Below are 11574 nucleotides of genomic sequence, written 5' to 3' on the forward strand. Positions count from 1 at the left end.
GTCGTTCCCGCCTCTCCAGGAACTGGCCTCCGGACTCGATGGCGTTAGGTTCAGCGTTTTTCTGACCACAAACTTCGAAACCGTCATTCCCGCGCAGGCGGGAATCCAATTTCGTACCGCTACAGGCGACTCGACAGAATTGGATTCCCGCCTGCGCGGGAATGACGAAGCTTAAGCTAACGGTAATTGCCTTTGGACTTGCCTCGTTCCACGGAATTGGAGGAGTTTCTTAGAAACTGGAGGCTGCGCGGGAACGACGGACATTAAGTCAACGGTACGCACTATCCGCACCGTGTCGGCCGGCATCGTGACAATTTTCTTCATCAATTCATCCACACCAGCTTGAGCGCAATCTCGCGCGGCACCTCGCTGCGCGTGGCCAGCGGCCCGTACTCGGCATGCGCGCCGTTGAGATTATTCCCCGACAGCGACAGCTCGACATTGCGGCGCAGGCGCCAGCCGAAGCGCGCGTCCAGCGCCCGGTACGCGGGCACCTTGTCGCTCTCGAGCCGCGCCACCTTGCGCACGGCCAGCTCCAGTTCCTTGTCGTCGGCCACGGTGAAGGTGGAACGCAGCTGCGCCGTGTGCGACGGATCGCGTCCGCTGGTGCGCGGTCCGGCCGCATCGTTGCTGCCCGGCTTGAGCCAGAAGCGCTGGTGCAGCGCCATCCAGCCCGCGCTCAGGCGCCAGTAGGGCGTGGCTTGATAGCTGCCCCACATCTCGATGCCGCTCGACTTGCCTTCCATCTTGCTGTCGAAGGTCAAAAAGGTGCCCCCCGCATCGACTTCCTGGGTGCGCAAGTGGTCGTAGCGGTTGTGGAACACGGTAGCCGAGTACGACAGTTGCGGCAGCGGCTGGCCGCGGTAGCCGAGTTCGAACACCTTCGCCACTTCAGAGCGCACCCGCGGCCCGCCGCGCAGCAAAAACGGGGCGTGGCCGGGAATGTAGGTATCGGCATCGAGCCGTGACGGCGCGCGCACCGTGCGCGAGGCGCCGCCCCACAGCGCATGGTAGGGCGTGAGCTGCCAGGCCAGGCGCATGCTGGGCAGGAACTCGGCGCCCGTGTAATCGTTGCGCTCGACCCGCGCCCCGAGGATCAGGCGCAGGTCCTCGCGCACGGCCAGCTCGTCCTGCGCGAACAGGCTGGCCCAGTCCTGCTCGACCTTGGCGGGCAGGAAGGCGATCGTGTCGCTGTTGGTCACCGCATCCCAGGTGTGGCGCACATTGGCGCCCCACACCAGCTGGCCAATGCCGCTCGCCGGCAGGCTGTGCTGGAATTGCAGGTCGGCCACCTGGATCCGTTCGGCATAGGTCGGCGGCACCTCGCGCTGGCTGTGGTCGATGTAGCCCTGCAGCATCAAGCTGCCGCCGCCGGCCAGGGCGTGGGTCCAGTGTCCCGTCAGGCTGGCGCCGGACGAGCGCACCGTGCCGAGCTTAAGTTTGGTGCCGGTGGAAATCGCCCCCGGCTCCGGCTGGTCGAGCGCACCGCGATAGGCGTTGCCGACCACGCTGAACTGATCGGCGCCGCCACCCCAATCGCGCCGCATGCCGGCCTGCCACTGGTGGCGCGCGTCGTTGACCGGCGCGCCGCTGGCCAGTTCCGTGCGGCGCTCGCCGACATAGGTGGCTTGCAGGCGCCAGTCGCCGCCCCCGCCCTGGCGCAGCGCCACGGCGTTGCCACGCTGGCCGGCGCGCAGCGCCACCAGGCTGCCCTGGGTCGCGCTGGCGGCGCGCGTGGTGATGTTGATGACACCGTTGACGGCATTCACGCCCCACAAGGTGCCGCCGGGGCCGCTGATCACTTCGATCCGCTCTATGTCTTCGAGCATGACTTGCTGGGCATCCCAGCTCACCCCGGAAAAGAAGGGCGAATACACCGAGCGCCCGTCGATCAGCACCAGCAGTTTATTGGGAACGGTATTGCGGCTGCCGTTAAAGCCGCGCGCGCTGATGGCGTAGCCGTAGCCGCTCGACTGCGCCACCTGCAAATTGGGCGCCAGGCGCAGCACCTCGGGCACGGTGGCCGCGCCGGAACGGCGGATGTCCTCGGCCGTGATCACGAACACCGAGGCGGCGGCGGCGGCCAGGCGCTCGGGCTTTTTCGATACCGACGTGACCTCGATATTGGCCAGGTCCTCGATCGACATGTCGGCCATGGTGCCGGCCGCGAACGACGATAGCTGCGCGGACGCCGGCAGCGCCAGCAGCAGCGGCGCGAGTCCGAACCAGCGCGAAAAAATCGTAGTCATGACGCCCCAAGCTCAACGGTGCAACGACGATTCCCAGCATGGATGCGGAACTGGGCCTCACGCAATTTTACAATATTCAAGCCGCTGCACAGAGCGCGCACTATGGTAATCTGCCCTTCGCAAGCGGTGATGCTGTTTATTTGGTATATTAGTCCTAATACGTACTATTTCCAGGAGCAGGTCCATGCAGGAACGCTACACCTCGACGGCGATTATTTTCCACTGGCTCATTGCCGTGCTGATCGTGGGCGCCTTCATCATGGGCCTGGTGATGACCGACATGCCGGGCCTCACCCCCACCAAGCTCAAATACTATTCCTGGCATAAATGGGCCGGCGTGACCGTGCTGGCGCTGGCCGCCCTGCGCCTGCTGTGGCGCCTGACCCACGCCGCGCCCGCCCAGCCGGCCGCCATGCCCGCCTGGCAAAAAAGCGCCGCCCACGGCTTGCACGGCATGCTGTACCTGCTGATGTTCGCGGTACCGGTGTCGGGCTACCTGTACACCCTGTCGGCCGGGATTCCGGTGGTCTACTTCGGCCTGTTCAAGCTGCCCGTCATCATGGCGGCCGACCCGGGCCTGAAACCGGTGCTCAAAGAAGTCCATTTCTGGCTCAACATGACATTGGCCGGCGCCGTCGCCCTGCACCTGGCGGCCGCCCTGAAACACCAGTTCATCGACCGCGACGGCGTGCTCAAGCGCATGCTGCCGTAAGCGACCCCATTCATCCCAAGGAGATTGTATGAATCTTACCAATGGCACTTTGCTTGCCTCCCTGCTCGCCGTGGCGCTGGTCGCCAACGCCGTGCCGCTCAAGACCGACCCGGCCAAAAGCACGGTGTCGGCGTCGTTCAAGCAAATGAACGTGCCGGTCGACGCGAAGTTCACCAAATTTACCGCCAACATCGATTACGATCCGGCCAAACCGGACGCCGCCAAGGCCAGCGTCGAGATCGACACGGCCAGCCTGGACCTGGGCGATCCGCTGATGAACAAGGAAGTAGCCAAGAAAGACTGGTTCAATTCCGCACAGTTTCCTAAAGCGACGTTTGTCTCTTCGGGAATCAAGGCGGCCGGCCCGGGCAAGATGACGGTGACCGGCAAGCTGTCGATCAAGGGCAAGACGAGCGATGTCAGCTTTCCCCTGACGGTGAAAACCGAGGCCGGCAAGCACACCTTCGACGGCACCCTGCCCATCAAGCGCCTTACCTACAACATCGGCGACGGCGAGTGGAAAGACACGAGCATGGTGGCCGATGAAGTCCTCATCAAATTCCGCGTCAGCGCGGCGCAGTAAACGCAGTACCTTCACCCGCACGCATCCGACATTTCACATCTTAGACAAGGGACACCCATGAAAATCAAGCACCTGATCGTTGCCATGCTCGCCACCGCGACCGCCACCGCCGCCTTCGCCGCCGATACCTACAAGATCGACCCGACCCATACCTTCCCGAGCTTCGAAGCCGACCACATGGGCATTTCCATCCTGCGCGGCAAGTTCACCAAGACCGAAGGCAGCGTGGTGCTCGACCGCGCCGCGAAAACCGGTTCCATCGACATCAAGATCGATGCCGATTCCCTCGATTTCGGTAACGAAAAACTGAACAAGCACGCCAAGGGCGAAGACATGTTCGACGTCGCCAAGTTCAAGGACGCGACCTACACCTCGAAGTCGATCACCTTCAAGGGCGACGTCCCGATCTCGGTCGACGGCACCCTGACCCTGCACGGCATCAGCAAGCCGGTGACCCTGACGATCAACAAGTTCAAGTGCATCATCCACCCGATGCACAAGAAGGAAGTGTGCGGCGCCGACGCCTCGGCTGAATTCAAGCGCACCGATTTCGGCATCAGCTACGCCGTGCCGCCATTCGCACCGGAAGTCAAATTGATGATCCAGGTCGAAGCGGTCAAGAACTAAGCAGCCTTGCTCCAGACGTAAAAAAGCCTCGCTTCCTTGACCGGAAGCGAGGCTTTTTTACGTGCCGCCTGGATTAGGGCGTGTCTGACTGAATCGAAGAGAAAGGCGCAATTCTCCCGTCGTTCCCGCGCAGGCGGGAACGACGCTAAAACGTTATCGAAATAGGGCCACTTCGCACCGATCAGTCAGACACACCCTAGTCAGCCCGGCTTAGCGGCCATCGCGGTCGAAGTCGCCCGGCATGGCGCGCTCGACTTTATCCCATGCCGCGCGGGTGGCCGACTTGGCTTGCTGCCAGTTCAGGCGCGACTTGCCTTTCATGGTCTCCCATTCATCGGCCAGGTTGTTCTCCACCGAATCGAAGCTGGTACCGGCATAACGGCCGCGGCTGTTGTAGCCGAGTTCGTAGGCAGGACCGTAGTCGTCATAGGTGTAGCCTGGCGAATAGTACGGGGCGGTCTGGTAGGAACTGCGCCAGTAAGCCGACTCTTCTTCCGGATTGACCAGCTGGCCAGCCGCTTTACCGGCCATGCCGCCCGCCATGGCGCCGATCGCCGCGCCCGCCGCCATGCCGACCGGACCACCGACCGCACCGGCGGCCGCGCCCATCGCCGCGCCGCTACCGGCGCCCATGCCCTTGGCAAAGTGGTGCTCGTGCAGCTCGTCGCCAGCTTTCGGGTTGATCACTTCGGCTGCGCCCTTGCCCGCCAGGCCACCGGCGATACCGCCGATCGCCGCACCGGCGGCCATGCCGATCGGGCCGGCCGCGGCGCCGATACCGGCCCCGGTCAGCGCGCCAGCGCCAGCGCCAACGCCGGTACCGATGATGTGCTCGCCTTTGTTTTCAGTCCAGCTGCGCTCGATGTGGGTGGCATCTTCATCGTTGCGTGGATTCACACCCATCAGGATGCCGCCATTCTTGATGCCTTCTTCATAGTGCACCACACGTTCCTCAGGGATGCCGGCGCCGATCAGCGCGCCGACCAGGCCGCCGGCAATGCCGCCGGCGCCGGCACCGGCCAGGGCCGCTGCGATAGGACCGGCGACGACCAGGCCAATGCCAGGCAGGACCAGGGTGGTGCCGACGGCGGCGATGCCAGCCAGTACGGCGCCGATGGTGCCGCCGATGCCGGCGCCAACGCCGGCGCCTTCGGCCGCTTTGCTGCCGAGTTCAGTATCGGTATCGTTGAAATAGGTTTTGCGGGTATCGTCCGACATCATCAAGGTGACGTCATCCTTGCTGTAGCCGCGGTCGGCGAGGGAGGTGTAAGCCCGCTCTGCACTGTCGCGATCACGGAACAGGCCGGTGACCATGCGGGAATCTTTTTGGGTCGTGGTGTCGTAATTGCTCATTTCAATTTCCTTTCGAATTTTTGATGTGCGGGGCTCGCATGCAAACCTGGAAATCAATGCCAGTGACGAAACGATAAGGCCGGCTGAACAATGCTTCCGTACGTTGACGCACTCAAAAACAGTGTTTCCAAATGGCACGGAAAAATGCTGCGATGCGGTGGGCGACAGCCGCTGGTTTATATCAAGGATGGGAGCCGTGGCTGCGGCACAGTGGGTAAGGAGAGGGCGCGGTTCGCCCTACCGGCAGCCGCGTTGGCACGCGGCCGGGGCAGCAAGCCGGATCCCCGCGAGACGCGGAGCGCGGCCGGGGGTGGCGGCAAGGAATCATCAGAAAGATGTTGATTCGTCCATTACGTTCGTTGCCGCACCGACCGTGCAATCTCGGCGAATTATTCTTTTTCCATGGCCCGGCGATTGCATGGGGCCGGGGTAAATCACTTAACTAACTGGAGGAATCATTATGTTATTCATCATCTGGATCATCGTCGGTGGTATCTTGGGTTGGCTGGCAAGCATGGTCATGAAAACGGATGCCCAACAAGGCATGATTCTCAACGTCATCGTCGGTATCGTCGGCGCCTTCCTGGGCGGCTGGCTGCTCTCTCCGCTGTTCGGCACGGGCACCATCAATATGGATGACTTCAGCATGTCGTCCTTGCTCGTTTCCTTCCTGGGCGCCGTCATCCTGCTGGCCATCGTCAACCTGCTGCGCCGCGGCAAAGTACGCTGAATGCAGCGCTCCCCATGACCAACGCACACGTGCGTTGGTTTTTTTTTGCCTGGAATATCGATGACCAAGAAACCGCTCCATGTTGCACTGATCAGCTGCATCCTTACCTTGCTGGGAGTGTTTTTGGTTTTCAACTTCATGCCCAGCGAGAAAAAGATCGAGCGCCAGCTGCACCGCATGTACAACACCGACGACCCGCAGTTCCGGCGCTCCATGGGCGTGCTGCTGGGTCCGCCAATTCTCGAAGGGAACCAGGTCGACGTCTTGCTCAACGGCGAGCAGATCTTCCCCTCCATGCTCAAGGCCATCCGCGAAGCGAAACACACGATCACCCTCGAAACCTATATCTACTGGTCCGAATCGATCGGCCAGGAATTCACGCAAGCGCTGATCGAACGCGCCCGCGCCGGGGTCAAGGTGCATGTGATGCTCGATTTTATCGGCAGCATGAAAATGGATGACACGGCCATGAATGCCATGAAGCAGGCCGGAGTCCAGCTGCAGCGCTACCACAAGCCGGTGTGGTGGAAATTCACACGCCTGAACAACCGCACCCACCGCAAGGTGATGGTAGTGGACGGCAACATCGGCTTTACCGGCGGCGTCGGCATCGCCGACCAGTGGCGCGGCGCCGGCCAGGACAAGGAGCACTGGCGCGACACCCACTTCCGCGTGGTCGGCCCGGTGGTCGGCCAGATGCAGGCCGTGTTCGCCGACAACTGGACCAAGGCCACCGGCGCCGTCCTCGACGGCCCGCATTATTTCCCCCCGCTCAAGGCGCAAGGCGGCCACGCGGCCCAGATGTTCAGCAGCTCGCCCAGCGGCGGCAGCGAAAGCATGCTGCTGATGTACCTGATGGCCATCACCGCGGCGCAGGACACCATCCACCTGTCGAGTTCCTACTTCGTGCCGGACGAGCTGACCATCCACGCCCTGGTGGCGGCCGCCAAACGCGGGGTCAAGGTGAAAATCATCACGCCGGGCGAGGACATCGATTCGGACCTGGTGCGCATCGCCTCGCGCGAACGCTGGGGCGCCTTGCTGGAAGCGGGCATCGAGATCGCCGAATACCAGCCGACCATGTTCCACGTCAAGGCACTGGTGGTCGACTCGCTGATGGTCTCGGTCGGCTCGACCAACTTCGACAACCGCTCCTTCAGCCTCAACGACGAAGCCAACCTGAACGTCATCGACCGCGCCTTCGCCGCCGAGCAGGTCGCCATCTTCGACAAGGACTGGGCCCATGCGCGCCGGATTACCCTGCAGGCATGGCAGCAGCGTCCGTGGACCGAAAAAGCGGCGGGCGAACTGGTCTCGCTGGTGGGCAACCAGCTGTAAGGAAGGAGCCGCAGGCAGCGCATGGCGCGGCGCGCGCGCCCGCTGGACAATCAAAATGTGATTGACTATTATTTTGGCGATACGGATACTCTAGGGCGCTCAGCGAGCCACGACTGTTCCGATTGACCAAAACGAGACGAAACGCGAATGAAAAAGACCCTCCTAACGCTAGCCATCCTCAGCACCGTCGCGCACGCCGACGAAGGCATGTGGATGCCGCAGCAGCTGCCACAAGTAGCCAAGCAACTCAAGGCCGCCGGCCTCAAGCTCGATCCGGCCAGCCTGACCAAGCTCACCGAATTCCCGATGAATGCGATCGTCAGCCTGGGCGGCTGCTCCGCCTCCTTCGTCTCGCCGCAGGGCCTGGTAGCGACCAACCACCACTGCGTCTACGACAGCGTGGCGCGCAACTCGACACCGGAGCGCGACCTGCTGGCCAACGGCTTCCTGGCCAGGACCCTGGGCGAAGAACTGCCAGCCTCGCCGGGCAGCCGCATCTACGTCACCAAGGATGTCGCCAACGTCAGCGACAAGATCATCACCCCCGCCGTGGCCAAACTGGCCGGCAAGGCGCGCGTCGACGCCATCGAAAAGAACATGAAGACCATGGTGGCCGAGTGCGAAAAAGACGCCGGCCACCGCTGCACCGTGGCCAGCTACTACGGCGGCCTGGAGTTTTACCTGATCAAGCAACTGGAAATCCGCGACGTGCGCCTGGTGCACGCGCCGCCTTCCGGCGTGGGCAAGTTCGGTGGCGACACCGACAACTGGATGTGGCCGCGCCACACCGGCGACTACGGCTTCTATCGCGCCTACGTGAGCAAGGATGGCAAGGCTGCCGACTACGCCAAGGACAACGTCCCGTACGCACCGAAAAGCTACCTCAAGATCGCCAGGGAAGGCGTGAAAGAAGGGGACTTCATCATGGCGCTGGGCTATCCGGGCAGCACCAACCGTCACCGCCTGCCATCGGAAGTGGCGTTCACCTTCGACTGGAACTATCCGGCGTTCGTGAAATCGTCGGCCGAAGCGCTGGCCATCATCGCAAGTGAAACCAAGAACAACGAAGATACCAAGCTCAAGTACGCAGGCCGTGTCGCCAGCATCAACAATTACTACAAGAACCGCAAGGGCTTGCTGACCAGCTACGAAGGCAGCGACATCCTGGCGCGCAAGACGCGCGAACACGCCGACATGAAGGCCTGGGTCAACGCCAGCCCGGCGCGCCAGAAGGAATACGCGGCCGACATCGAGCAGGTCGAAAAACTGATTGCCCAGCGCGACGCCGAATTCAAGCGCGACTACTACCTGACCATGTCGGCGCCGCGCCTCTTGACCACGGCACGCCGCCTGTACCGCCTGGCCAATGAAAACGTCAAGCCGAACGCCGAGCGCAAATCGGGCTACCAGGAACGCGACCTGCCGGCGATCAAGGCCGCCGTGACCGCGCTCGACCGCACCTACGATGAAAAAGTCGACAAGGCGCTGGTGCTGAACAACCTGAAGAAATATGCGGCCCAGCCGAAAGCCGAGCGCAACGCCAACTTCGACGCTGCGATGGGCGTCGCCGACGGCATGAGCGAAGCCCAGCTCAAGGCCGTGCTCGACAAGATGGTTGGCGGCTCCAAGCTCGGCAGCGCCGCCGCCAGCGGCGAATGGATCGGCAAGACGCCGGCCGACTTCAAGGCCAGCAGCGACAGCTTCATCCAGGCTGCCGTGGCCATGTACGATGCCGGCCTGAAGAGCGAGGCCGAGGACGAAGAGCTGGCCGGCAAGATCCAGCAAGCCTACGCCAACTACATGAAGGCCAAGATCGCCTACATGACCAGCAAGGGCCAGGCGGTCTATCCTGACGCCAACGGCACCCTGCGCGTCACCTTCGGCAAGATTGCCGGCCGCGATCATGGTGCCGACGGCACCGGTTCCTGGACCGCGTTCACGACAGTCAAGGGCGTGGTGGCGAAAGCCACCGGCGAAGGCGAGTTCAACGCGCCGGCGGCGCAACTGGCGGCGATCAAGGCCAAGGACTTCGGCAAGTATGTCGATCCCAAGCTCAAGACCGTGCCGGTGGACTACCTGGCGACCTTGGACATCACTGGCGGCAACTCCGGTTCAGCCGCGTTGAACAGCAAGGGCGAGCTCATCGGCCTGGCATTCGACGGCACCCTGGACTCGATCATTTCCGACTGGGACTTCAACAAAGCCAACACGCGCGACATCCAGGTCGACGTGCGCTACATCCTGTGGAACATGAAGCATGTCGACAAAGCCGACAACCTGCTGAAAGAAATGAACGTGGAATAAGCCGAAGCGCGGTGCTGCCTGAGTCCAGGCGGCGCCGAGCCGGATTCCCGCCAAACATGCCTGCCTCCTCCGGGACGCAGGCATTTTTTTCGCCCATCGTCCTAGGGAGCGCGCCGGCGCTGACAAAATTCTACAATTTATTAATACCAATCTACGACCAATCGAGTTACTATACATTCCAATCTAAGACCACATTTCCCAACCGGGGTCAGACCTCTGATTCGAAACAATTGCAAAACCAAATAGTTTCCCAATCGGGGTCAGACCTCGGTTAGGAAACAAAACGGGGTAGACGCCGCCGAAAGTGGCGGCTTTTAGCAAGCCGGCAGCTCGAACCGCTGGGTCAAGACAGGTTTGTTGCTAATCAGAGGTCAGACCCCGGTTGTAAGAGTTCGGGAGGTGGGCCGTAGGACTTTCAAAAGGTTTTTTCAGGCGGAAAACATGTTCGAAAAACGCAAACATCTGCTCTACTTTTCCCTGTTTTTCATCCTCTATGAGCTGACTGTCTACTTGTCGAACGACATGATCATGCCGGCCATGCCGCAGGTCGTGCGCGCGTTCGCCGCGTCGAACCGCATGATCGGCCTGTCATTGAGCCTGTTCATTCTCGGCGGCAGCATGCTGCAGATCTTCCTCGGCCCCATCGCCGACCGGATCGGCAAACGCAAGGTCATGCTGGCCGGCGTGGCGATGTATCTGGTGGCGACCTTGTTCGTGCCGTTTTCCACCACCATCGCCCAGTTCCTGACCGCCCGCTTCTTCCAGGGCATGGGCTCGTGCTTCATCTTCATCGGCTACGCCGCCATCCACGAGCTGTTCGACGATGCCGATGCCGTCAAGCTGACCGCCATGCTGTCCAATACCACCGTGTTCGCCCCGCTGATCGGCCCCGTGGTCGGCAGCGCCGTCATCAAGGTCGCGCCGTGGGAAGCGATCTTCGGGATCGGCTTTGTGCTCGGCACCATCGCCTGGCTCGGCCTGTTCACATTCATGCCGCGCGCCGAAACCATCAAACCCCGATCCGACCTTGTATCGATCCGCGCCAGCTACCTGACCATCGTGCGCAATAAAAAATTCATGTCGGGGATCCTGATCGCGGCCATGGCTATCACGCCGCTGACAGCCTGGATCGGCCTGTCGCCCGTCATCATCATGGAACACATGGGCAAGTCGTACGGCACCTATATCCTGTACCAGCTGGTGATTTTCTCCGGATTCATCCTCAGCACCATGGCGATTCAAAAACTCGGTGACGGCTTTTCGCTCACCCGCCTGATTCGCCAGGGCGCCGGACTGGCCGTCATCGGCATGCTGGGCGCGGGACTGGTGCATCAGCACGGGCATCTGTTCATCGTCTGCATGTTCATTTTCTCGGCCGGCTTCGGCCTGTTTAACGGCGCCCTGATCCGCCTGTCCTTGACCGCCACCGGCGTGTCGATGAACCTGACCTCTTCCGCAATGAGCCTGCTCTATTGCGTGTATATCGCCGCCGGCGTCGAGATCTATAACCTGGTCTGCGCCCATTTCAATTATTCGCTCGCGTCGTATGCGCTGTTCAACGTGCCATTGGGACTGCTGCTCGGCGCTTGTCTGATGCGCTTTGCGAGACAGCACGACGAGCAGGAACCGGCCCTGGCGCATTCGCCCCAGGCCGAATAAGCAATCGGACACCTGACGG

9 protein-coding genes are annotated in these 11574 nt (G+C 61.9%); 7 read left to right on the forward strand and 2 right to left on the reverse strand.

The genetic code is table 11. The features are described from left to right. Positions 1-323: 323 nt before the first annotated feature. Positions 324-2249: a TOL_0244 family TonB-dependent receptor gene (locus IV454_RS05525; protein WP_206090659.1), complete on the reverse strand. Its 1926-nt coding sequence runs from the start codon at positions 2247-2249 to the stop codon at positions 324-326. Between the two features lie 184 nt (positions 2250-2433). On the opposite strand from IV454_RS05525, the gene IV454_RS05530 reads away from it, so the two are divergent. The 3 genes from IV454_RS05530 to IV454_RS05540 are packed head-to-tail and all read left to right on the forward strand — an operon-like array spanning position 2434 to position 4171. Then, positions 2434-2961, forward strand: a complete 528-nt coding sequence (locus IV454_RS05530) for a cytochrome b (protein WP_206090660.1) — start codon at positions 2434-2436, stop codon at positions 2959-2961. A 28-nt stretch (positions 2962-2989) separates the two neighbouring features. Then, on the forward strand, positions 2990-3544 hold the full coding sequence (locus tag IV454_RS05535; RefSeq protein WP_206090661.1) for a YceI family protein: 555 nt from the start codon (positions 2990-2992) through the stop codon (positions 3542-3544). 57 nt (positions 3545-3601) lie between these two features. Next, positions 3602-4171: a YceI family protein gene (locus tag IV454_RS05540; RefSeq protein WP_206090662.1), complete on the forward strand. Its 570-nt coding sequence runs from the start codon at positions 3602-3604 to the stop codon at positions 4169-4171. A gap of 210 nt (positions 4172-4381) precedes the next feature. Here IV454_RS05540 and IV454_RS05545 read toward each other — a convergent pair whose 3' ends face one another. Beyond that, positions 4382-5524: a hypothetical protein gene (locus tag IV454_RS05545; protein WP_206090663.1), complete on the reverse strand. Its 1143-nt coding sequence runs from the start codon at positions 5522-5524 to the stop codon at positions 4382-4384. Positions 5525-5984: 460 nt separating this feature from the next. Here IV454_RS05545 and IV454_RS05550 point away from each other — a divergent pair, with 460 nt between their 5' ends. From IV454_RS05550 to IV454_RS05565, 4 genes are all read left to right on the forward strand, one after another. After that, a complete protein-coding gene (locus IV454_RS05550) occupies positions 5985-6254 on the forward strand; it encodes a GlsB/YeaQ/YmgE family stress response membrane protein (RefSeq protein WP_054265034.1) in 270 nt (89 codons plus the stop codon). Between the two features lie 60 nt (positions 6255-6314). Continuing rightward, positions 6315-7592 (forward strand): cardiolipin synthase, encoded by a 1278-nt coding sequence (gene cls, locus IV454_RS05555; RefSeq protein WP_206090664.1) that lies wholly within the window; start codon positions 6315-6317, stop codon positions 7590-7592. A gap of 147 nt (positions 7593-7739) precedes the next feature. After that, positions 7740-9896, forward strand: a complete 2157-nt coding sequence (locus IV454_RS05560) for a S46 family peptidase (RefSeq protein WP_054265036.1) — start codon at positions 7740-7742, stop codon at positions 9894-9896. Positions 9897-10337: 441 nt separating this feature from the next. Then, on the forward strand, positions 10338-11555 hold the full coding sequence (locus tag IV454_RS05565) for an MFS transporter (RefSeq protein WP_206090665.1): 1218 nt from the start codon (positions 10338-10340) through the stop codon (positions 11553-11555). The last annotated feature ends 19 nt before the right edge of the window (positions 11556-11574 follow it).

Source organism: Massilia antarctica (genome assembly GCF_015689335.1).
In the GTDB taxonomy this organism is placed as follows: Bacteria; Pseudomonadota; Gammaproteobacteria; order Burkholderiales; family Burkholderiaceae_D; genus Telluria_A; species Telluria_A antarctica.

What these genes read in the sequence shown, in the direction of transcription:
- IV454_RS05525 (WP_206090659.1), bottom strand. Translation starts at nt 2,249, where the DNA reads ATGACTACGATTTTTTCGCGCTGGTTCGGACTCGCGCCGCTGCTGCTG.
- IV454_RS05530 (WP_206090660.1), top strand. Translation starts at nt 2,434, where the DNA reads ATGCAGGAACGCTACACCTCGACGGCGATTATTTTCCACTGGCTCATT.
- IV454_RS05535 (WP_206090661.1), top strand. Translation starts at nt 2,990, where the DNA reads ATGAATCTTACCAATGGCACTTTGCTTGCCTCCCTGCTCGCCGTGGCG.
- IV454_RS05540 (WP_206090662.1), top strand. Translation starts at nt 3,602, where the DNA reads ATGAAAATCAAGCACCTGATCGTTGCCATGCTCGCCACCGCGACCGCC.
- IV454_RS05545 (WP_206090663.1), bottom strand. Translation starts at nt 5,524, where the DNA reads ATGAGCAATTACGACACCACGACCCAAAAAGATTCCCGCATGGTCACC.
- IV454_RS05550 (WP_054265034.1), top strand. Translation starts at nt 5,985, where the DNA reads ATGTTATTCATCATCTGGATCATCGTCGGTGGTATCTTGGGTTGGCTG.
- cls (WP_206090664.1), top strand. Translation starts at nt 6,315, where the DNA reads ATGACCAAGAAACCGCTCCATGTTGCACTGATCAGCTGCATCCTTACC.
- IV454_RS05560 (WP_054265036.1), top strand. Translation starts at nt 7,740, where the DNA reads ATGAAAAAGACCCTCCTAACGCTAGCCATCCTCAGCACCGTCGCGCAC.
- IV454_RS05565 (WP_206090665.1), top strand. Translation starts at nt 10,338, where the DNA reads ATGTTCGAAAAACGCAAACATCTGCTCTACTTTTCCCTGTTTTTCATC.